Source organism: Arthrobacter zhaoguopingii, from assembly GCF_009828605.1.
In the GTDB taxonomy this organism is placed as follows: Bacteria; Actinomycetota; Actinomycetes; order Actinomycetales; family Micrococcaceae; genus Arthrobacter_D; species Arthrobacter_D zhaoguopingii.
In genome coordinates, this window is sequence record NZ_WIAE01000005.1 from 408856 (window position 1) to 430687 (window position 21832).

The following is a 21832-nucleotide window of genomic DNA, read 5'->3' on the forward strand; positions in this document are numbered from 1 at the left end:
TCTAGTGGCACCTGTGACAAAAGTGAAAGCCCCTGTGGTAGGGAGGCTCCTTCACCCGCCGGCGAAGGCCGGCCGGGGTGTCCGATGGCGGCGCATCGGCAGGCGCATCGGCCGCGCGCTACCGCTCGTGGTCCTTCCGGCGCCGCAGCTGGGAGATCAGGTCGGCCGCCCGTTCGGCTGCCCGCCCCATGGTCCTGCCGATCTGCTGCTGCCGCGTTGCCTCCGCCGTGGCCCGCGGTGATCCGGCGGGCGCGAGCGCAGCCGCCGCCAGCACTCCTGCGGCCGGGGCCCCTGCGCCGACCGGCACCTCCTCCGCGGAGACGGGTGCCTCCGATGCCGCGGGAGCGGGCCCGGGGGCGGCGGAGGGAACCGGCATCTCGGGGGCGGCCTCGACCGGCCCGGCGGTAAAGCCGGCGATCCAGTCCTGCACCGTGAGCAGGGGTGAGGATTCGAGCGAATAGAAGCGTTTCTGGCCCTGCGCTCGCATGGTGACCAGGCCGGCCTCGCGCAGCACCTTGAGATGCTTCGACACCGTCGGCTGGCTCACGCCGAGCTCTCCCACGAGCTGCCCGACCGACTTCCCCTCGGTGCGCAGCAGCTCGAGGATGTCCCGCCGCGTGCGCTCGGCGATGACTGCAAACACGTCGTCGATACCCATTACTTCACCCTAGCGATATATGCCGCCGACGGCATCCCGACCCGCTGGGTCCTCAGTCGAACCACGGGTCAAGCCCGTGCAGCGGGAACACGGCCCGGCGGGTGGCCATGACCGAGCGGTCGAGGTCGTCGCCGGGATCGTAGCCCACTTCCCAGGACCGCCACCACGTGTCGGCGCCGTCGCCCATCAGGGCCGGCGGGGTGGAGCCGTAGCGTTCGCGCACGTGGTCCCGCCACGCCGGCGGCACCGGGGTGGACGGCCCGACCGCGGCTCCCGCCGCCACCGCGATGAGCAGGCTCCAGGAGCGGGGCACCACGTTGGTGAGGTTGTATCCGCCGCCGCCGGTGGAGATCCACCGCCCGCCGCACAGGCGCTCCGCAAGGTCCCGGGCGCCAAGCATCATCGCGTGCTGCGCGTCGACGCTGAGCCTCAGGTTCGTCAGCGGGTCGGCCAGGTGGGAATCGCATCCGTGCTGGCTGACGATCACCTCGGGCGCGAACACCTCTGCCAGCTGGGGCACCACGGCGTGGAACGCACGCAGGACGGCCGCGTCGCCGGCGGAGGTCGGAAGGGCAACGTTGACCGCGGTGCCCTCGGCGCCGGGGCCGCCGGTCTCGTTAGCGAAGCCGGTTCCGGGGAACAGGCTCATGCCCGTCTCGTGAAGGGAGATGGTCATGACCCGCGGCTCGTTCCAGAAGATGCTCTGGGTGCCGTCCCCGTGGTGGGCGTCCACGTCGAGGTAGAGCACCCGCGCCACCCCGGAGTCGAGGAGCCGCTGGACGCTAGCGGCGGCGTCGTTGTAGATGCAGAAGCCGCTGGCCGCCGCGCGCGCCGCGTGGTGCATGCCGCCGCCGAAGTTCACGGCGTGGAGTGCGGTGCCTGCGACGAGGGCGTCGGCCGCAGCCAGCGAGCCGCCGACCAGCCGGGCACTGGCCTCGTGCATGCCGGCGAAGCCCGGGGTGTCGGCGGTGCCCAGGCCGAACTCGGGACGCGCGGTGTTCGGGTCGGCGCTCACCGCGCGCACCCCGGCGATGTACGTGGGGCTGTGCACCGTGGCCAGTTCGGCGTCGGCGGCCACGAACGGGCGCACCACCGACACGGTGGGGAGGTCGAACAGTCCGATCTCGCGCGCCAGCCGGGCCGTCAGCGCGAGCCGGGCCGGGTTCATCGGGTGATGCGGGCCGAAGTTATAGGCGAGCATCTCATCGTCCCAGACAACGTGTGTCGGGGGCGCGGGCGCGGAGGAATTAGACATCGCCCTCAGGCTACGCGATGCCCCGAACTTCGGCCACGAAGCAGAGGTGAAAGTGATTTACTACTCCAAGGACAACATTCGGGCCGCTACGGCGGCATCAACAGCAACGGGGCAAGCGGCGTCAATGATTACTCAGCAGCCTCCGTGGCTGAGGGAAGATCGGAGCGGGCTCACGCGCATCCTGGCGCGCCTGCGCGACTTCCTTGACGGGTTCGCCAACAGCTCGCCGGCCCGCCTGGCCCTGAGCATCTTCGTCGCCGTCATCCTCCTGTTCACAGGGCTCCTAAGCCTGCCGGCGGCCTCCTCGGACGGGACCGTCACCCCGCTTCATGACGCGCTGTTCACGGCGGTCTCGGCGGTGTGCGTGACGGGACTGACGGTCGTCTCGACGGCCACCCACTGGTCCTTTCTGGGACAGCTGATCATCCTGCTCGGCATTTTCATCGGCGGCCTGGGAACCCTGACCCTGGCCTCACTGCTGGCCCTGGTGGTGAGCAGGCGCCTGGGCGTGCGCGGGAAGCTCATCGCCCAGGAGGCGCTCAACAACGCCGGCAGGCTCGGGGAGATCGGCACCCTGCTGCGCATCGTCATCACCACCTCCGTGGTGATCGAACTCGTGCTCGCCCTGGCCATGATCCCCCGCTTCGTCATCCTGGGGGAACCGCTGGGCCAGGCGGTGTGGCACGGAATCTTCTACGCCATCTCAGCCTTCAACAACGCCGGGTTCACTCCGCACTCCGACGGCCTCATCCCCTACCAGACCGACCTGTGGATCATCGTGCCGCTCATGGTGGGCGTGTTCCTCGGCAGCCTCGGCTTCCCCGTCATCATGGTCCTGCTCCAGACCCGCTGGCGGTACCGGAAATGGAACCTCCACACCAAGCTGACAGTGACGGTGTCCCTGATCCTGCTGGCGGTGGGCACGCTGGCCTGGGGCGCCCTCGAGTGGTCCAACACCGACACGATCGGGGGCCTCAGCGCCAGCGACAAGGTCATCCACGCCTTGTTCGCCTCGGTCATGACCCGCTCGGGCGGATTCAACCTGGTCGACCAGGCGGCGATGGACTCCACCACCATGCTCCTGACCGATGCCCTCATGTTCGCCGGCGGCGGGTCGGCCTCCACCGCCGGCGGCATCCGGGTGACGACCATCGCCGTGATGTTCCTTGCCATTGTGGCCGAGGCCCGGGGCGACGCCGACGTGCGGGCGTGGGGGCGCACCATCCCGCAGGGCACGCTGCGGGTGGCAATCTCGGTGATCTTTATGGGTGCCACCCTGGTGCTGGTCGGCACCGGCGCCATCCTCGCCATCTCCGGGGAGGGCCTGAACCGGGTGCTGTTCGAGGTGATCTCGGCCTTCGCGACCTGCGGGCTGAGCACCAACCTCAGCGCGGAGCTTCCGCCGGCGGGCAAGTACGTGCTCGCGGCTTTGATGTTCGCGGGCCGGATGGGCACAATTACCCTTGCCTCCGCCTTGGCCCTGCGCCAGCGCAGCACCCTGTACCACTACCCCGAAGAAAGGCCGATCATTGGCTGACAGACCAGCACACAACGCCCCGGTCCTGGTGATCGGTCTTGGCCGGTTTGGTGCCGCGACGGCCGAGCAGCTCGTCAAGCAGGGACGCGAGGTCCTGGCCATCGAGCGGGACGGGCAGCTGGTGCAGAAGTTCGCCGGAACCCTCACCCACGTCGTCGAGGCGGACGCCACCAACCTCGATGCGCTGCGCCAGCTGGGAGCGCAGGAGTTCACCGCCGCGGTCGTCGGCGTGGGCACCTCCATCGAGTCGAGCGTGCTGATCACCGCCAACCTTGTGGACCTGGGCATCGACCATCTGTGGGTGAAGGCGATCACCCCGTCGCACGGAAAGATCCTCAAGCGCATCGGCGCCAACCACGTGATCTACCCCGAGGCCGACGCCGGGCAGCGCGCTGCGCACCTGGTGGGCGGCCGGATGCTCGACTTCATCGAATTCGACGACGGCTTCGCGATTGTGAAGATGTACCCGCCCAAGGAGACGCAGGGGTTTACCCTCGCCGAGTCCTCGGTCCGCTCCAAGTACGGGGTCACCGTCGTCGGGGTGAAGTCCCCGGGCGAGGACTTCACGTACGCGCAGGCCGACACGAAGGTCTCCGGCCGGGACATGCTGATCGTCTCGGGCCACGTCGACCTGCTCGAACGCTTCGCCGCCCGCCCCTGATCCCGGCCGGGGCCGCTCAGGTGCGCCGGGGCCCCCGCCTCAGCTGCCGCCGAGTTCCCGGGTGATCTCGGCGGCGCGCTCGGTGGCGGCACGGGCGCCGCGCGCCACGATCTCGGCCAGGCCCTCCCGGTCGAAGGTCTCGACGGCGCTCTGCGTGGTCCCGTTCGGGCTGGTCACGGCGCGGCGCAGCGCTGCGGCGTCGGCGCCGTCCTCGGCGAGCATGAAGCCCGCCCCGGCGACAGTCTCATTGGCGATCAGCCGTGCCAGGTCCGGTTCGAGGCCCAGCCGCTCCCCCGCCGCGGCCATCGCCTCGGCCAGGTAAAAGGCATACGCCGGCCCGGAGCCGCTGACCGCCGAGAGCGCGTCCACCTGCTCCTCGGGGATCTGCACCACGGTCCCGGCCGCGGACAGGAGGTCCCGGGCCGTCCGCAGGTGCTCCGGACCCGCGGACGCACCGGCAGAGATGGACAGGACGCCCCTGCCCAGCCGGGAGGGGGTGTTGGGCATGGTGCGGATGACGGGCTGCCCGGCGGGCAGCGCCGATTCGATCATCGCCGTGGTCACGGCGGCGGCCACGCTGAGGACCAGGGTGTCCGGCCGCAGGGACGGGCCGATCTCCCGCGCCAGGGGCAGCACGCCGGCTGGCTTCACCCCGACGACGACGACGTCCGCCGCGGCGGCCGCCTCCCGGTTGGCCTCGGGGCTGTCCCCGGCGGCGAGGACCTCGATGCCGTACCGGTCCCGGAGCTCCCGGGCCCGGTCGGGACGCCGCACGGTCGCCGTGACGCTTGAGGGGTCGCGCCCCGCGGAGAGCAGCCCGCCGAGGATCGCCTCGTTCATCGATCCGGTGCCGAGGAAGGAAAGGTGAAGGGAAGTTTCGCTCATGGATCAATCCTGCCACGGGCGACTCCCAGCGTTCTCCCAGCATTTTCGCCGGGGAGTCACAAGATGGACCGGTAGCGTTCTGCGTACCTCATGAAGGTGCGAGTGATGAGGGCCGGATTCTCCTGATCCGGTCCGGCGCCGCTGGTAGGCCACGTGTTCCCCCAGTACCTGGCCACACCGGCGGCGTCACTGCGTTAACCGCCGTTTTCATGGCCGATTCGCCTCGGGCGCGGGACGGGGTGCGCCCGCCGGGACCGGCCGGTGACCGGTTACCTGCGCGGTCAGTGGCCCAGGTGCTCCCGCGCGAAGGAGAGCGTCTGTGCGAGCCACTCCTCACGCTCGCCCGCCCCGCGGGCCCTGCGCGTGCTGACTTCGACCGCCACGACGCCGCCCCAGTCCGAGTCCTTCAGGTGCCGCAGCGCCTCGGCGCAGCGCTGCTCCCCCTGGCCGGGCACGAGGTGTTCGTCCTTGCCGTTGGCCGTGCCGTCGGTGAGATGGACATGGGAGAGCCGCTCCCCAAGGCCCCGGATCTCCTCGAAGGAATCCATGCCCGCGATCGCCGCGTGCGAGAAATCCCAGGTGACCGCGTCGTAGGGCTCCGGGATCGGGTTCCAGTGCGGGAGGTACGCCTTCGCCTCCCTCCCCCGGACCTTCCACGGATACATGTTCTCCACGGCGATTTTGATGCCGTATTCGTCCGTGACCCGGCGGATCCCCTCCGCAAAGTTTTCGGCGTAGCCGCTCTGCCAGCGGAACGGCGGATGCACGACGACGGTCTTGGCGCCCACTTCGGCGGCCATGGCCGCGGACATCTCGACCTTCGTCCACGCCCGTCCCCACACCTGCTGGGTCAGCAGGAGTGTCGGGGCGTGGATGGCCAGGATCGGCTGGTCGTAGCGGGCGCTCAGGCCGCGCAGCAGGTCCGGGTTCTGGCTGGTGGAGTTGTTGGTCACCATGACCTCCACGCCGTCGTACCCGAGATCCTGTGCCATGGCGAAGGCGTCGTGCACCGACAGCGGGTACACCGAGGCGCTGGAAAGCGCCACGGGGATCGGGGTCCGGGGTTCCTCGGGGAGCGTCATCTAGACCGCCCCGCCCGACGGGTGCACCGCGCCAGTGTCCAGCCCGCCTATCCGCATTCTTCCGCCATCCGTCGAGCCACTCATCCTGTCCATCGAGGCACCCCGCAGCACACCCCGTGCCGCCGCGGGCTACTTCCCCGCCGCTACCTTGCGCTTGGCCGGGGCGCGCCGGGTCGTCTTCTTGGGAGCCGGCCCCTTGGCCCGCTTCTCCGCCAGCATGTCGATCGCCTGTTCCCGGCTGAGCTCCTCCAGGGCCATTGAGCCAGGGACCGTGATGTTCGTGATGCCGTCGGTGATGTACGGACCGAAGCGGCCGTCCTTCACCACGATCGCCTTGCCGCTCTCCGGGTCGTCGCCGAACTCGGCCAGCGGCGGGGTCGCGGTGCGTCCGCCGCGCTGCTTGGGCTGGGCATAGATCTCAAGGGCCTGCTCGAGGGTGATCGTGAAGATTTCCTCTTCGGACCCGATGGAGCGTGAGTCGCTGCCCTTCTTCAGGTACGGCCCGAATCGTCCGTTCTGGACGGTGATCTCCTTGCCTTCGGCGTCCTCACCCAGGACCCGGGGCAGGTTCATCAGCTTCAGCGCCTCGTCGAGCGTCACGGTTTCCACCGACATCGACTTGAACAGCGAACCGGTGCGCGGCTTGACCTTGGCGGGCTTCTTGGGCGGCTTCGGCTTGCCGTTCTTGTAGTACTCCACCGGCTGGGCCGCGAGCTCGGCCTCGGTCGGCTCGGGAATCAGTTCGATCACGTAGGGCCCGTAGCGTCCGTCCCGGGCCACGATGGTCCGGCCCGTTTCGGGGTCGACACCGAGCACCCGCTCCTGGGAGACCGGGGACTCCATCAGCTCAATCGCCTTTTCGGCGGTCAGCTCGTCGGGGGCGAGGTCCTCGGGCACATTGGCGCGCTGCGGCTCGGCGCCCTCGGGCGAGTCGGCCGGCAGCGGCTTCTCAAGGTAGGGCCCGAACTTGCCCACGCGCAGGGTGATGCCGTCGGCGATCTCCACCGAGTTGATGCGGCGGGCGTCGATTTCGCCGAGGTCGTTCACGATGGTGTGAAGCCCGGTGTCCTTGCGGTCGCCGTAGTAGAACCGGTCGAGCCATTCGACCCGGCCGGCCTCGCCGCGGGCGATCCGGTCGAGGTCCTCCTCGAGTTCGGCGGTGAAGTCGTAGTCGACGTAGTTGTTGAAGTGCTCCTCGAGCAGGCGCACCACCGAAAACGCGATCCAGCTGGGCACCAGGGCCTGGCCGCGGACCCGCACGTAGCCGCGGTCGACGATCGTGGACATGGTAGCGGCATAGGTCGAGGGACGGCCGATGCCGCGCTCTTCGAGGACCTTCACCAGGGAGGCCTCGGTGTAGCGCGGCGGCGGCGAGGTCTCGTGGCCGAGCGCCTCGATGGCCTCGGCGCCGAGCGCGTCGCCCTTGGCCACGTTCGGCAGGCGGGTGCCCTGGCCGGCGTCGTCGCCGCCGTCCTGGTTGCGGTCCGCGTCGCGGCCCTCCTCGTATGCGGCCATAAAGCCGCGGAAGGTGATGACGGTGCCCGAGGCCGTGAACTCGGCGTCGCGCCCGTCGGCGCTGACGGCGCCGAGCCGCAGCGAGGCGGTGGAGCCCTTGGCGTCGGCCATCTGGGAGGCGACGGTGCGCTTCCAGATCAGCTCGTACAGCCGGAACTCGTCGCCGCGCAGGGACTTGGCGACCTGGGCGGGGGTGCGGAAGGAATCCCCGGCGGGGCGGATGGCCTCGTGGGCCTCCTGCGCGTTCTTGGACTTGCCCTTGTAGATCCGTCGGGCCTCGGGCACGTATTCCGCGCCGTACAGCTCCGAGGCCTGGCGGCGGGCGGCGTTGACGGCCTGGTCGGACAGCGCCGGGGAATCCGTACGCATATAGGTGATGTAGCCGTTTTCGTAGAGCCGCTGGGCCACCTGCATGGTGGTCTTGGAGGAGAAGCGCAGCTTGCGGGCGGCCTCCTGCTGCAGGGTCGACGTCGTGAACGGCGCGGCCGGACGGCGGGTGTAGGGCTTCGTCTCCACCGAGCGCACGGTGAAGGCGGCGGCCTCGAGACCCGTGGCCAGGGACCGGGCGGCCTGCTCATCGAGGCGCACCACCCCGGAGGTCTTCAGTTCTCCGCGGTCGGTGAAGTCCTTGCCGGAGGCGATGCGGCTGCCGTCGACGGAGACAAGCTTCGCGGGGAACGCCCCGCCCTTGGCGGCCTCGGCAGGGGTGAAGGACCCGGTGAGGTCCCAGTAGGAGGCGGCACGGAAGGCCATGCGTTCGCGTTCGCGCTCCACGACCAGCCGGGTGGCGACGGACTGCACGCGCCCGGCGGACAGGCCGCGGGCCACCTTGCGCCAGAGCACCGGGGAAATCTCGTACCCGTAGAGGCGGTCGAGGATCCGGCGGGTCTCCTGGGCGTCGACCATCGGAATATCAAGATCGCGCATCTCCAGCAGGGCGCGCTGGACGGCTTCCTTCGTGATTTCGGGGAAGGTGAGCCGGTAGACCGGAACCTTGGGCTTGAGCACCTCGAGCAGGTGCCACGCGATGGCCTCGCCTTCGCGGTCACCGTCGGTTGCGAGATAGAGCTCGTCGGCGTCCTTGAGAGCGGCCTTGAGTTCGGCCACCTTCTTTTTCTTGTCCGAGGAGACGACGTAGTACGGCTCGAAGTCCTTCTCGACGTCGACGGCGAACTTGCCCACCGAGCTCTTCTTCATCTCGGCCGGCAGGTCGGAGGGCTGGGGCAGGTCACGGATATGGCCCATCGAAGCCGCGACCTCGAAGCCCTCCCCGAGGTAGCCGGCGATGGTCTTGATCTTGCCGGGTGACTCGACGATGACGAGCTTTTTTCCGTGCTTTTTGTCCGATGCCTTAGTGGGCACTTCTCTCCTCGATACGGGGGTGCTGAGCCAGTCCGTCGATGGCGCGCGGCGGGGGTTCCGCTGCTGGCTCTACCCCTCCCAGTATGCGGTATGCATTCCTGCATTAGGGTAGCGGCAGAATTCAGGGGGCCGGAATCAGGAATCCTTCGAGCACGAGCCGACCCGCCATGGCGAGCAGGTCCGGCACGAAATCCGGACCATCCTCACTCAGCAGGACGGCGAGCGCTCCGGCGATCTGGCCGGCTGTCAGATCGCCGTCGCAGGCGGAGACGAACCCAGCGAGCTCGGTGCTCAGCAGGGTGGTCCGCCGCAGGCCGGCGCCCTGCCGGAGCAGGATCACCCCGGGGTGCTCGGCCCCGGGGCGCTGGTGGCGTTCCTCGGTGACGTCCCCGGCCACCAGCAGGTACTCCCAGTTCAGGTCCCGGCCCGGCGCGTCCCGGTCCGGCCTGTCCGGATGTGGCCCGTCCAGGCCCGGCCCGTCCAGGCCCGCCCCGTCCTGGCCCGGTGCGGTCCCGGCGCCGCCGGGGGCCGCCGACGCCAGCCAGTCACCGCGTTCGATGGCGGCCCCCAGGTGCGGGCCCAGGGGTTGTTCCACCTCGTGCGTGATCTCCTCGCACCGCACCCAGGCGGGGGCGCCGCCGGGCGCACGGCGCAGCCAGATGTAACCGAAGCCGACCGAGTCCACACCGCGCGAGGCGAAGTCGCCGAGGTAGTCCGCGTACCGCTTGACGTAGGCCGCGCGGTCCCGGTTCTCGGCGGCGTCGCGCAGCCAGGTTTCGGCGTACTGCAGCGGGGACTGGACCTCGCGCTGGATGATCCAGGCGTCGGTGCCCTCCGGCAGCCACTCCCGGAGCCGCTCATCCCATTGCCGGCCGGCGGGGATCTCCCAGTTGCCCAGCAGCTGTGCCGTGCCGCCCTCGACGAGGACCCCGGGCAGGTTCGCGAGGAGCCCCGAGACGATGTCGTCCCCGGGCAGGCCGCCGTCGCGGTAGGTGAACTGGTCCTCGGGGGACTCTTCGGTGGACCGAGGGGTGATGACGAACGGCGGATTCGACACCACGAGGTCGAACCGCTGCCCGGCCACCGGTTCCAGGAGGCTGCCCAGGCGCAGCGAGACGCGCGCGTCGAGGGCGCGGGGGTCGATCCCCAGCGGCCCGGCGTTGAGCAGCAGGTTGAACCGGGTGAAGGCCAGGGCCCGCGGCGAGATGTCGGTGGCGGTGACGTGGTCGGCGTGCGAGAGCAGGTGGAAGGTCTGGATGCCGCAGCCGGTGCCCAGGTCCAGCGCCGTGCGGACCCGAGGCCGCACGGTGATCTGCGCCAGGGTCAGGGACGCCCCGCCGATGCCGAGCACGTGGTCGTGGCGCAGGACGCCGGGGCGCTGCAGGGCGCCCAGATCGCTGGCCACCCACAGGTCGCCGTCGGCGTCCGAGGAGTAGGGGCGGAGCTCGACCGCGGCGCGCCGGAGCGTGTCCGGGGCCGGGGCGTCCATCGGGTCGATCAGACGCAGGGCCTGGAGCCCGTCCGCGCCGGTGATCGGGAAGGCGAGATTCAGCTGGTCCTGGGTGAGGGTTCCGCCGACGAGCCACAGCAGGATCGGCGCCACCAGCGGCGAGGGGTCCGCGGCGCGGAGTTCCTCCTCGCATGCCAGGAGAACCGGCACCAGCTGGTCGCGGTTCAGGGCCGCGTACGCCTCCTGCCCGACGAAGTCCGCCACCCCGCCGACCGTGTAGTTCAGCGCCGCGAGGTCGGCGGCCAGCGACTCGAGCAGGCCCGGGTGCAGAACCGACGGCGCGTCGGCCACATCCGCGTCGAAGCCGCCCACTATGCGGCTCCGGCGGCTGTCGCCTCGGCTTCGTCCGTCTCGCAGCCCTGCGGGCAGCGGAGCGTCTCGGGACGGGCGGCGCAGTCCGCGCAGTACAGCGTGAGGTTGCGGCAGGCGGAGTTGGAGCAGTTCTCAAACTTGTTCGTCGGGGCCGTGCAGCGGGCGCACTTGCCGATGGTCACGGCGTCGCTGCTGAACTCGAGGTGCATGCGTTTGTCGAACACGTACAGCGATCCCTCCCACAGTCCCTTGTCGCCGTAGGTCTCTCCGTACCTCACGATGCCGCCCTGGAGCTGGTAGACCTCGCTGAAGCCGCGGTTCACCATCAGGCTGGAGAGCACCTCGCAGCGGATCCCGCCGGTGCAGTAGGTGACGATCGGCTTGTCCTTCAGGTCGTCATACTTGCCGGAGTCGAGCTCCGCGACGAAGTCATGGGTGGTCGACACGTCGGGCACGATGGCGCCCTTGAACCGGCCGATCTGCGCCTCGAGGGCGTTGCGGCCGTCGAAGAAGACGACGTCCTGGCCTTGGCTGCGTTTGGTGTCGATGAGTTCGTGGAGTTCCTCGGGGCGCAGGTGGGTGCCGCCGCCGATCACGCCGTCCGGTCCGACCTTCAGTTCCCCGGGCGCGCCGAAGGAGACAATCTCTTCGCGGACCTTCACGCTCAGGCGCGGGAAGTCCTCGGCCCCGCCCTCGGACCACTTGATGTCCATCGTCTTGAACGCCGGGTACTCGCGGGTGGCCTTCACATACCGTTTGACGGCGTTCAGGCTCCCGCCGACCGTGCCGTTGATGCCGTCCTTCGAGATCAGGATGCGCCCGCGCAGCCCCAGGCTCTCGCAGAGGGCCCGCTGCCACAGCCGGACCGCTTCCGGATCCGGCAGGGGCGTGAAGGCGTAGTACAGGACGATCCGGTTCAAAGGCACGGGTTAAAGCGTACGTTGTGTCTCAAAATCGTCACTGTCCGCCGGGACTGTGTTTTTTGGCCCCTCGGCCATCTATCGTCAGTGCATGGGAACACAAGGAAGCAACGATCTCCTCTCCACCTGGATCACGGGGTGGGCCACCTGCCGGGGCTACGACCGGCAGGATGACGGGCGCACCACCTCTGTGGTGCTCACGGACAAGGGCGGCCGGGACGAGCATTTTCTCTACGAGCCGTCGGAGGAGCTCCTGCTTCAGGTGGCAGCGGAGACCAAGGCCGATCCCAACCGGGTGCTGACCGTGGCCACAAACCGCATGGAGGACCTGCTCGCCGTCACCCGGCCGCTCGCGCTGCAGGTGGCGGACCGGCAGTCCCTCATGAGCGCCGATATGGCCGACCAGGACGTCGAGGACCCCCCGACCCCCGATGGTTTCGTGCTGGTGCGCCACGACGAGCCGGGCTGCCGCCGCGTCGAGGTCACCTTCGAAGGCCAGCCGGCCGCCCGCGGCGCCGTCTCCGTCGTCGGCGACTTCGCGGTGTACGACGGGATTGAGACGGAGCAGGACTTCCGCCGCCGCGGCCTGGCAAGCTTCGTCATGCGCGCCCTCACCGCGGCCGTGCTCGAGGACGACGTCCGCATCGGCCTGCTCATGGCCACCACGGACGGGCGCGAACTGTATTCGTACCTCGGCTGGAAACAGCTGGCCGACGTGTTCATCCTGAGGGGATAACCGCCGTCCGTGTGCCTCCCGCCGCGGGCGGGTGGAAGAATTGTGGAGTGGCACTGCACGATACCCTCATCCCGCTGCTCGGCGGAGGAGCACATCCGGAGCAGCTGCTGCATGTCCGGGAGCTTCCCGCCCGCCGGGCCGAGCACGAGCCGTGGCCGGCCTGGGCCCACCCCGACGTGGTGGACGCCTATGCCTCCCTCGGCGTCCGCGAGCCGTGGCGCCACCAGGTCCGAGGGGCCGGTCTTGCGCACTCCGGGGCGCACACAATCATCGCCACGGGCACCGCCTCGGGTAAGTCGCTGGCCTACCAGCTGCCGGTCCTCGACGAGATCCACCGCAGCGAACTCGCCGACCAGTCGACCCTCGCGCCGGCCGGATCCGTCGCCTTGTACCTGGCGCCGACCAAGGCGCTCGCGGCCGACCAGCTCTCCGCCATCGAGGCCCTGAAGCTGCCCACCGTCCGCCCCGCAACGTACGACGGCGACACCGACCCGGGTGCCCGCCGCTGGATCCGCGACCACGCCAACCTCGTGCTGGCCAACCCCGACATGCTCCACTACGGCGTCCTGCCCAACCATCCAGCCTGGGCACGGTTCTTCCGCCGGCTTCGATACGTCGTCATCGACGAGGCCCACAGCTACCGCGGGGTCTTCGGCTCGCACGTGGCCAACCTGCTGCGCCGCCTGCGGCGGATCTGCGCCAGCTACGGGTCCTCCCCAGTGTTTATCGGCGCCTCGGCGACCTCGGCGGAACCCGCGGCGTCATTCGGCAGGCTCGTCGGCGCGCCGGCGCAGGCGGTCACCGAGGACTCCTCTCCGCACGGCTCCACCACGGTCGCCTTCTGGGAGCCTCAGCTCACCGAACTCCGCGGCGAGAACGGTGCCCGCTCGCGCCGCACGGTGATCGCGGAGACCTCGGACCTGCTGGCGAACCTCGTCTCGGCCCAGGTGCGCACCATCGCGTTCATCAAGTCCCGCCGGGGCGCCGAAAGCATTGCGGCGACCTCGCGGCGGCTGCTCGAGGAGGTCCACCCGAGCCTGCCGGGCCGGGTCGCTGCGTACCGGTCCGGGTACCTTCCCGAGGAGCGCCGGGCGCTTGAGGCGTCGCTGCGCAGCGGTGAACTTCTCGGTGTGGCCAGCACCTCGGCCCTGGAGCTGGGCATCGACATTTCCGGACTGGACGCCGTGCTCGTGGCCGGCTGGCCCGGCACGAGGGCATCGCTGATGCAGCAGATCGGCCGTGCCGGCCGCTCCGGGCAGGACGCCCTGGCGGCGTTCGTAGCCAGCGACGACCCGCTCGATACTTACCTGGTGCACCACCCCGAGGCGGTGTTCGACGTCGCCGTCGAGGCCACGGTGTTCGACCCGTCCAATCCCTATGTGCTGGGCCCGCACCTGTGCGCGGCGGCCGCCGAACTGCCGCTGACCGATGCCGACCTCGGGCTGTTCGGCCCCTCCTCCCCCGGCCTGCTTGGCCAGCTGACGGACCAGGGGTACCTGCGCCGCCGGCCCGCCGGCTGGTTCTGGACGCACCCGCAGAGCGCCGCGGGTATGGTCAACCTCCGTGCCGACGGCGGCGGGCCGATCAGTATCGTCGAGGCCGGCACGGGGTCGCTGCTGGGCACCATGGATTCCCCGCAAAGCCACTACCAGGCCCATCCGGGCGCGGTGTATGTGCACCAGGGCCGCACCTACGTGGTGGAAACCCTCAATGAACAGGACCACTGCGCGGTGGTGTCCCGGGCCAGCCCCGACTACTACACCCAGGCCAGGGACGTCACCCAGATCGAGGTGATTGACCGCGGCGAGGCCGAGCAGTGGGGCGAGGTGCTGGTGAACTTCGGCGACGTCAAGGTGACGACCCAGGTGGTGTCCTTCCAGCGCAAGGCGTTTGCCTCCAACGAGATCCTGGGCGAGGAACCGCTCGAACTCGGCGCCCGCGACCTCTTCACCAAGAGCGTGTGGTTCGAGATCGACAACGAACTGCTGCAGGAGGGCGGGATCTCCGCCGAGGAGCTTCCGGGTGCCCTGCACGCCGCCGAACATGCCGCGATCGGACTGCTGCCCCTCGTTGCCTCGAGCGACCGCTGGGACATCGGCGGGGTGTCAACGGCGCTCCACGCTGACACCGGGCTCCCGACGATCTTCGTCTACGACGGCCACCCCGGCGGGGCAGGATTCTCCGAGCGCGGATTCCAGGCCGCCCGGGTGTGGCTGGCCGCCACCCGCGACGCAATTGCCTCCTGCGAATGCTCCGACGGGTGCCCCTCCTGTGTGCAGTCCCCCAAGTGCGGCAACCGCAACAATCCGCTGAGCAAGGCCGGGGCCGTCAGGCTGCTGTCCCTGATCCTGGCCGGGTCGGCGGAGGCACCGCTGGAAGCAGGGGCGGCGGTCCGTCCCGGGGGTTCCGACTAGGGCTGCAGGGCGGACCCGCGGCTCCGGGCAGACCCACTTCCGCCGCGCGGACACCGCCTCCGCTGCCGTCGTGGACATCATGTCCGCTACCGCGGCGGACGGAGCGGCGGCGGGCGGGCCCGCTGCGGGGGCGGGCCGGCCCTCGCGGCCCCGGTGGCTGGCGGAAGGATTCCCGGGACCGGCACGGAGGTCCGCACCGTGACGATCACCCCTCCCGGCCCCGAACGGAGGCAGTCCACCAGCTCCGCCCGGTGCCGGCGGGCGGTTCCGCGGGCGACGTCGCAGGGATCTCCGTTCCTCAGGCCGCGCGCGGCGTCCGCGCCCGCGAGCGCCGCGAGGTCTGCGGCGGCCGCCGCCCGCGCCCCGCCGACTGCGCCCTGGACCAGCAGCACGAGCGCTGCGAGCAGCAGGATGAGGACCGCAGCAAGGCCTGCCACGAGCACCGTGCCGCTCCCCCGCTCCGCCCGAGGGCGATTAACGGGCATGCTCGGACCACCCGGTGGCCGTGGCCGAGAGCCGGACCTCCAGGAAGTCGAGGAACGGCCCCTGGACCTGCGTGGTCACGGTGACCGAGGTCCATCCCCCATCGCCGGCCACCTCCAGGCCCGCGCCGGGCCCAGCCAGACGCCTCACCGTCGCCTCGACCGAAGCCCCGGCCTCCCCACGCGCAATCTCCCGCGCCCCGGCCCGGGCCGCCTCCTCCAGGCGAAGCTGGGCGACACCGACGGTTGCGGCTCCCAGGAGCACCCCGAGCAGAAGGACCAGCGCCGGCAGGGCCACCGCCATCTCGGCGGTGACCGACCCGCGTTCGGGCCCACCGCCGTCCTGCGGTTGCCGGCTCACACTCTCACCCGAAACTGAGGGCGTTGGTGATCAGGGACATCAGCATTCCGCGGATCTCGCCGCTGGAGAGCACCGCCACCAGCAGTGCGGCGAACCCGACGGCCGCCAACGTCACGATCGCGTACTCGGCCGTCGCCAGCCCTGCCTCGCGCATCCCGCCGGGTACCTGCTCCGGCAGCGACGGCCCCGGCACGGCCGAGTCGGACGGGGCCGGGTCCGCCCCGCACGGGGCGGGCCCGGGAGAGGCCTGCGGGGTGCGGGAGGCCGTGGAACAGCGGCAGAGCCGGCCGGTCATCGGGACGGCCCGTCCCGGCAGCCGGACCGCGGGGGACAGAATGGTCTTCGCCATGGGGGTGCTCCTCAGGTGCTCGTCCCGCCGATGCCCGGCGGGACCTATCCATAACCGCCGCGGCTGCGGCGTCCTTCGACTCTCCCGCCCGCGGCGGACCCGTGGGTCCCGCGCCGGCCCTAAGTGGATAACCCGGCTGGCCCGGTCTAGCCGGTGGGCAGGAGCGCCAGGACGACCGGGACGACGCCCAGGCAGGCGAAGGCCGGCAGCGCGCAGACGCCGAGGGGCACCACGAGGCGGACGCCCAGAGCGGCCGCCCGCCGCTCCAGCGCACGGTTCTGCCGGCGCCGCAGCTGGGCGGCCCGGGCGTGGACGATCGCGGCGGACGGCGCGCCGGTCACCGCGGCGAACCCCAGGGCCGACCGCAGTTCAGTAACTGCCGCCCGGCCGGGCCTGCCGAGGGGAGCCGGGCCGGAATCCCAGGCGTTGTTCCACTCCGCGCCCAGTTCAAGGGCTGCCCGGACGCCCCGGAGCTTCAGTGCGACAGGTTCCGCGCAGGAGTCGGCCAGCACCCCCAGCGCGTGCGTCACCGGCGCGCCGGCGGTGAGCATCGCACCGATCAGGTCGAGCATCAGGGGGACATCGGTGATGCCGTCCGGCGGCGCGGAGAATTCCGAAGCCCGGCCGCGCACCTCAGGCACTCCGCGGGAGACGCTCAGCACCACGAACGCTGCGAGCAGAAGCAGCCCCACGCTGGCTCCTGCGGGCATCACGGACCCCGCACCGCGGCGGCCACCAGACGCCGGGACCACAGCCGCCCCGCGAGCATCAGCCCGAGGCCGAGCATCAGCGTCAGGAGTCCGATCGGAGAGCCCAGGAGCACCCCGACGGGGTTGACCCCCATGAGGTAGCCGAGCAGCACGCCGACGACCGGCAGCCAGCCAAGCAGCGTCACGGTGGCCCGCGGTCCCGCCAGCGCCGTCTCCCGGGCAGCCTGCGCATCCACCGCGGCATCCAGCTGCACCGCGTACCGGGTCAGAACCTCGGCCAGCGGCGCCCCGCTGCGTTCGGCGACCGAAAAGCACGAGGCCAGGTCCACCCACAGCGTCGGCGCCGGATCCTCCGGCCCCGCACGCGCCCCGGCCTCTGTGCCCTCCGCCATGGGTGGCGCGCGCAGCACCGCCGTGACGCTCAGGCCCAGGGAAGCGCTGCGCCCGGCCGCCCTGAGGACCGGGAGGGCCTGCGCGGCGAAGGCCGAACCTTCTCCGGCCGCCTCCGCGTAGAGGAGTTCCAGATCCCGCCACAACACCAGCGGTGACCTTCCGGCCCGGAGCAGGCCCGTGATCTGGTGCACCAGGAGGGCCGGCTCGTGCGCCTCCACGGCGGACTGCCGCCGGAAACGCCGCGCGAAGCCGGTCTGGCCGGACCGGCCTGCCGGGACACCGGACGGTGGTGCTGCCTCGGCGGAGATCCGCCGGTGCAGTGGAGAATCCGCCCGGAGCACCAAGGCTGCGAAAGCGAGCAGCATCCCCACCAGCAGGCCGGTCACCGCGGGGCCTCCCCTGACAGGCGGGCCGTGAGCGCCGCCCAGGCCTCGCCGCGGATACACTCCGTGCCGCCGGAGATCAGCGCCGGCCGGACGACGAGCCGCCCGCCGGACATCCCGATCAGCGCGATCCGCTCCACCCTCCGCCCCTCGGCGCCGCGGACCAGATGGATGACAACATCAAGAGCGCTTGAGGCCTGTACCGCCAGCGCCTGGGGGGTCATGCCCGCCAGGGCTCCCAGTGCCGTCAGCCGGGCCGGGACGCTGGCCGCGGAATTCGCGTGCACCGTACCGCCGGCGCCGTCGTGCCCGGTGTTCATGGCCGCGAGCAGTTCACGGACCTCGGCGCCCCGGCATTCCCCGACGATCAGCCGGTCCGGGCGCATCCTCAGGGCCTGCCGCACCAGTTCCGCCAGGTCGACCGCGCCGGCGGCCTCGACGTTCCCGTGACGGGACTGAAGGCCGACGGCATGGGGGTGGAGCGGGTTCAGCTCGGCGGCGTCCTCCACCAGAACGAGGCGTTCGGCGGGGCCGCTCAGGCCCAGCAGGGTCGAAAGCAGCGTGGTCTTCCCCGTCCCCGTCGCCCCGCTGATGAGGAAGTTCAGCCGCCGGTGCACGACCTCCGCCAGGACGGCGGCAAGGTCGGCCGGAACGGCGCCCGAGGCGCAGAGTTCGGACAGCGTGAAGACCCGCTCCCGGCGGATGCGGATGGATAGCAGGGTTCCCGCCGTCGAGATCGGCGGGAGCACAGCGTGGATCCGGAAGTCCCTGAGCCGCACATCGACGCACGGATTCGCGTCGTCGAGCCTGCGCCCTCCGGCCGCCACCAGGCGGGCGGCGAGGGCACGGACATCGTCGTCGCCGGCGAAGGCCAGCGGCACACGCCGCAGCCCGCCGGAACCATCCACCCAGACGTCCCCGGGTCCGTTCACCAGGATGTCGGTGACCGTGTCGTCCTGGGCGAGCTGGTGCAGCGGCCCGAGGCCCTGGAGTTCGGCCCGGATACCGTCGACGGCGGTGAGGGTCCCTTCCGAACCCAGGAACCGGCCCGTGGACCGGACGGCCTCCGCGAGCCCGGCACCGGTCACCGGCGCCGAACCGGCGACCACCCTGCGGCGGACGAGGTCGACCATGTCCGGGTCGGCTCCACCGGTCCGGGTTCCGGCCGGCACCCGCTCAGCCCGGCGGGGCCGGGAGCCGGGAAGACCCCCGGTCATGCCGCGTCCCGGCCGTCGAGGGCGGTCTCGAGGAGACCCTGGCAAAGCCTGCGGACGGAGCGCTGGCGGCCCCGCTCCAGGAGCCGGCCCTGGGCCTCGGCCGCCGGCACTCCGGGCAGATGCGGCAGGAAGGCAGGCTCGGGCACCTCCAGCACCTCCGCCACCCGGTGCGGCAGGAGTCCTCCCCGGACGGGACCGCGCAGCACCACGTGCACCGGTATGGGCGAGAACCGAGGGAGCAGGACGGCCGCCGCCGCGACCGGTCGCAGCCGGGCCGGCACCAGCAGCACCACGCTGCCGCAGGCGGCCAGGAGCGTATCGTCAAGGCCCCCTGCGGTCCCGAGGTCGACAACGGTCAGCTGGAACGCCTGCCGCGCGGCGTCCAGAACCGGACCGGCCGCGGAGGAAGCCCCGGCGGGCGCAGCCGGGAAGGGACCATGGGAGAGCACGGAGAAACCGGCGGGCCGCGGCAGGGCGGCGGCGAACTGCGCGGGGTTCAGCGCCCCGCGCACACCCTCCAGATCCCGCCACCGCAGCCCGGCGGCGGCGTCCCCCAGGGCCAGTTCGATGCCCCCGCCCAGCGGGTCCCCGTCAATCAGGACGGTCGCGGCACCGGTCGATGCGGCGCCGTCTGCGAGCCAGCAGCTGAGCGTACTCGACCCTGCTCCTCCTGCCGCCCCGAGGACGCCGAGCACCGGCCCCGAAGCGGCCGACCGCGCCCGGCCCAGGTGTTCGGCGAGCCACCCGGCGGCCTGCGGCAGGATCGCCACCCTGCCGGCACCCCGCGCGGCAGCCGCGGACCAGACGGCGTCCTCCTCCTCCCGCAGGCCGACCAGGATTACTGGACACCCGTGCGGGAGGCTGCCCCCGCCCGCATCCGGGGCAAGCAGGAGCACCGAGGGAGACTGCCGAAGTGCCTCGGGCACCGAGGACGCCACGATCAGTGCCACCCCGGCCGCCGCCGCAACCCTCGCAGCCTCATCCCGCAGGGCCTGCGCCGCGCCCACCAGCACCACCCGCTGGTCCTCCGTGCCCGCGGGAGTCCAGGAACGCCGTTCCGTCATCCTCCAAGGGTGTGCGGGCGCGGTTCGCTCCAGCGGCGGCCGGCGGCGTATGTGGACAACGCTGCCGACCCGCAGGCCGTCGCGGCGGCCTGCTGCCCACGCTCCCGCCCAGGGACGGGCAGAATGAGGACATGTATGTCGTCGTGGCGCACCCGCCCAGCACCGACCGGGACACCGCCGCCGTCTTCCAACCCCTCGACGCCGCCGGCACGCCGTCGGGACCTGCGGTGAACGCCGCCGCCGGAGACCTGCACCGAACCTTCGCCCGCCTCGAGGCCGGCTCGCCGCGCTGGGTCTGGGAGAGCACGCGCGCCTGGTATCCGGGGCTGCTCGCGGCGGGCATCAGCCTGGAACGCTGCCACGACCTTGCGCTCGCCCGCGCCGTCCTGGCCCTCTCCCCCTACTGCTCCTACTCGGTCTACGCGGAGGAGCTGCGCTCGCGCCTGGTGGACGGAGAGGAGCCGTCCCTCCCCCGCCAGATCCTGCCTCCCCCGCCCGCACCCAACCAGAGCAGCCTGTTCGATGACGTGCCCACGGCGTCCGGGCCCGAGGCGGGGTCCGTCGCCGCGGAGTTCCGCTCCCAGCTGCAGGCGGTGGCCGGATCAACCCACCCCCGCCGGCTTTCCCTGCTCCTGGCCGCCGAGTCGGCCGGAGCGCTGCTGGCCGCCGAGATGGAATCGACAGGCCTTCCATGGCGGCGTGACATCCACGAAGAGCTGCTCGAGCGGCTGCTGGGTTCCCGCCCGCCCGAGGGCCAGCGCCCACCGGTCCTTGAAGGTCTGGCCGCCGAACTCCGGGACGCCCTCGGCAGCCCGACGCTGAACCCGGATTCGCCCCAGGAGCTCATCCGGGCACTCCACCGGGCGGGCATCGAGGTGGCCACCACCCGCTCCTGGGAGCTTGAGCAGCAGAAGCACCGGGCGATCGAGCCCCTGCTCGCCTATAAGAAGCTTTCCCGCCTGCTCACGGCGAACGGCTGGACCTGGCTCGACACCTGGGTTCATGACGGCCGCTTCCGCCCCGAGTACGTGGTCGGCGGGGTGGTCTCCGGGCGGTGGGCCTCCCGCGGCGGCGGGGCGCTCCAGATTCCGAAGATGGTGCGTGACGCCGTCCGCCCCGACCCGGGCCACGTGCTGATCGTCGCCGACGCGGCCCAACTCGAACCGCGCGTCCTGGCCGCGCTGGCGCAGGACTCGGCCCTGGCCACCGCCGCCCGCGGCAAGGACCTGTACCAGGGCATCGCCGAACAGGGCTTCGGCGGGGACCGGGCGAAAGCCAAGCTGGCGATGCTCGGTGCCATGTACGGAGCGACGACCGGCGAGTCCGGGCGCCTGATGCCCCAGCTCGCCCGCACCTACCCCCGGGCCATCGGCGTCGTCGAAGCGGCCGCGCGGGTCGGCGAATCAGGTGGCACGGTCGGCAGTTACCTCGGGAGGGGATGCCCGCCGGCCTCGGAACGCTGGCGGGCCGCGCAGCGGACCACCAGTGCGGAGGAGCAGCGCCGCGCCGACACGGCGGCCCGGTCGCGGGGCCGCTTCACCCGGAACTTCGTGGTGCAGTCCACCGCCGCGGAATGGGCGCTGTGCTGGCTGGCGGAGGTTCGCCGGAGGCTCCGCCTGCTGGGCGGCCCCGCGGCAGTGACCGGAATCGTCTTCTTCCTGCACGACGAGGTCATGCTGCATGTGCCCGAGGAGCGCGCCGGCGAGGTCAGCCGGTTGATCGAGGAGTCGGCCGCAGCGGCCACGGAAATGATGTTCGGCAGGATACCGATCGAATTTGCGGTCAACGTCCTCGTGGTCCGTTCCTACGCCGACGCGAAGTAGTATCCGCCCGCCGTCCCCCGAGCGCCCAGGCTGGGCTCCGCCCCGCCGAAACTGCACCTCACCACGCTCTGCCCGCGGCAGTCTCTAGTTTTTAGCGCAACACCTTGAGGAACGGGGTGTGGTGTGGGTAAGAAGATTGGGTGGGAGACGCGGGCGGCGGCGTATCGGGCGCTGATCCGAGGCGTTTCGACGGTCCGGGTGGG

General features: G+C 71.3%; 19 protein-coding genes. 5 read left to right on the forward strand and 14 right to left on the reverse strand.

Annotated features, from left to right (window positions below):
* Positions 1 to 118 precede the first annotated feature (118 nt).
* Both GVV77_RS09490 and GVV77_RS09495 read right to left on the reverse strand, forming a co-directional pair.
* Positions 119 to 658, reverse strand: a complete 540-nt coding sequence (locus GVV77_RS09490) for an ArsR/SmtB family transcription factor (RefSeq protein WP_159617848.1) — start codon at positions 656 to 658, stop codon at positions 119 to 121.
* Positions 659 to 710: 52 nt separating this feature from the next.
* Positions 711 to 1913, reverse strand: coding sequence for an acetoin utilization protein AcuC (locus tag GVV77_RS09495; protein ID WP_246199724.1), 1203 nt, complete (start codon positions 1911 to 1913; stop codon positions 711 to 713).
* 124 nt (positions 1914 to 2037) lie between these two features.
* Here GVV77_RS09495 and GVV77_RS09500 point away from each other — a divergent pair, with 124 nt between their 5' ends.
* Together GVV77_RS09500 and GVV77_RS09505 are read left to right on the forward strand one after the other, a co-directional pair.
* On the forward strand, positions 2038 to 3450 hold the full coding sequence (locus tag GVV77_RS09500) for a TrkH family potassium uptake protein (RefSeq protein ID WP_159617849.1): 1413 nt from the start codon (positions 2038 to 2040) through the stop codon (positions 3448 to 3450).
* The gene (locus GVV77_RS09505; RefSeq protein ID WP_120167756.1) at positions 3443 to 4111 is read left to right on the forward strand and encodes a potassium channel family protein; all 669 of its coding nucleotides are present in this window, start codon (positions 3443 to 3445) and stop codon (positions 4109 to 4111) included. The genes GVV77_RS09500 and GVV77_RS09505 overlap by 8 nt, the downstream gene beginning before the upstream one ends.
* Before the next feature lie 39 nt (positions 4112 to 4150).
* Here the strand turns inward: GVV77_RS09505 and proC are convergent, their stop codons facing one another.
* The 5 genes from proC to trhO all read right to left on the reverse strand — a co-directional run bounded on the left by proC (position 4151) and on the right by trhO (position 11703).
* Positions 4151 to 4996 carry a pyrroline-5-carboxylate reductase gene (gene proC, locus GVV77_RS09510; protein WP_159617850.1) on the reverse strand — a complete coding sequence of 282 codons (846 nt, stop codon included), beginning with the start codon at positions 4994 to 4996 and terminating at the stop codon, positions 4151 to 4153.
* 281 nt (positions 4997 to 5277) lie between these two features.
* Positions 5278 to 6078 carry a sugar phosphate isomerase/epimerase family protein gene (locus GVV77_RS09515; RefSeq protein ID WP_159617851.1) on the reverse strand — a complete coding sequence of 267 codons (801 nt, stop codon included), beginning with the start codon at positions 6076 to 6078 and terminating at the stop codon, positions 5278 to 5280.
* 129 nt (positions 6079 to 6207) lie between these two features.
* Positions 6208 to 8955, reverse strand: coding sequence for a type I DNA topoisomerase (topA, locus tag GVV77_RS09520; protein ID WP_159617852.1), 2748 nt, complete (start codon positions 8953 to 8955; stop codon positions 6208 to 6210).
* 121 nt (positions 8956 to 9076) lie between these two features.
* Positions 9077 to 10777 (reverse strand): DUF7059 domain-containing protein, encoded by a 1701-nt coding sequence (locus GVV77_RS09525; protein ID WP_246199725.1) that lies wholly within the window; start codon positions 10775 to 10777, stop codon positions 9077 to 9079.
* Entirely contained in the window at positions 10777 to 11703 is a 927-nt protein-coding gene (gene trhO / locus GVV77_RS09530) for an oxygen-dependent tRNA uridine(34) hydroxylase TrhO (protein ID WP_159617853.1), read from the reverse strand. Before trhO ends, GVV77_RS09525 begins: the two co-directional genes overlap by 1 nt.
* An 85-nt stretch (positions 11704 to 11788) precedes the next feature.
* Between trhO and GVV77_RS09535 the strand changes: the two genes are divergently transcribed.
* Positions 11789 to 12433 carry a GNAT family N-acetyltransferase gene (locus GVV77_RS09535; RefSeq protein ID WP_159617854.1) on the forward strand — a complete coding sequence of 215 codons (645 nt, stop codon included), beginning with the start codon at positions 11789 to 11791 and terminating at the stop codon, positions 12431 to 12433.
* 47 nt (positions 12434 to 12480) lie between these two features.
* Positions 12481 to 14847, forward strand: coding sequence for a DEAD/DEAH box helicase (locus tag GVV77_RS09540; protein ID WP_159617855.1), 2367 nt, complete (start codon positions 12481 to 12483; stop codon positions 14845 to 14847).
* 86 nt (positions 14848 to 14933) lie between these two features.
* Here GVV77_RS09540 and GVV77_RS09545 read toward each other — a convergent pair whose 3' ends face one another.
* From GVV77_RS09545 to ssd, 7 genes are all read right to left on the reverse strand, one after another.
* Positions 14934 to 15332 carry an Rv3654c family TadE-like protein gene (locus tag GVV77_RS09545; protein ID WP_159617856.1) on the reverse strand — a complete coding sequence of 133 codons (399 nt, stop codon included), beginning with the start codon at positions 15330 to 15332 and terminating at the stop codon, positions 14934 to 14936.
* Positions 15322 to 15690: a TadE family type IV pilus minor pilin gene (locus GVV77_RS09550; protein WP_246199726.1), complete on the reverse strand. Its 369-nt coding sequence runs from the start codon at positions 15688 to 15690 to the stop codon at positions 15322 to 15324. The genes GVV77_RS09545 and GVV77_RS09550 overlap by 11 nt, the downstream gene beginning before the upstream one ends.
* Positions 15691 to 15694: 4 nt before the next feature.
* A complete protein-coding gene (locus tag GVV77_RS18315; protein WP_246199727.1) occupies positions 15695 to 16039 on the reverse strand; it encodes a DUF4244 domain-containing protein in 345 nt (114 codons plus the stop codon).
* Between the two features lie 146 nt (positions 16040 to 16185).
* Positions 16186 to 16731, reverse strand: a complete 546-nt coding sequence (locus GVV77_RS09560; protein ID WP_246199728.1) for a type II secretion system F family protein — start codon at positions 16729 to 16731, stop codon at positions 16186 to 16188.
* Positions 16732 to 16748: 17 nt separating this feature from the next.
* Positions 16749 to 17528, reverse strand: a complete 780-nt coding sequence (locus GVV77_RS09565; RefSeq protein ID WP_159617858.1) for a type II secretion system F family protein — start codon at positions 17526 to 17528, stop codon at positions 16749 to 16751.
* Positions 17525 to 18742 (reverse strand): TadA family conjugal transfer-associated ATPase, encoded by a 1218-nt coding sequence (locus GVV77_RS09570; RefSeq protein ID WP_425483354.1) that lies wholly within the window; start codon positions 18740 to 18742, stop codon positions 17525 to 17527. The genes GVV77_RS09565 and GVV77_RS09570 overlap by 4 nt, the downstream gene beginning before the upstream one ends.
* Entirely contained in the window at positions 18739 to 19806 is a 1068-nt protein-coding gene (gene ssd / locus GVV77_RS09575; RefSeq protein ID WP_159617859.1) for a septum site-determining protein Ssd, read from the reverse strand. The genes GVV77_RS09570 and ssd overlap by 4 nt, the downstream gene beginning before the upstream one ends.
* A 131-nt stretch (positions 19807 to 19937) precedes the next feature.
* On the opposite strand from ssd, the gene GVV77_RS09580 reads away from it, so the two are divergent.
* Positions 19938 to 21629 carry a bifunctional 3'-5' exonuclease/DNA polymerase gene (locus tag GVV77_RS09580; protein WP_159617860.1) on the forward strand — a complete coding sequence of 564 codons (1692 nt, stop codon included), beginning with the start codon at positions 19938 to 19940 and terminating at the stop codon, positions 21627 to 21629.
* Positions 21630 to 21832 lie beyond the last annotated feature (203 nt).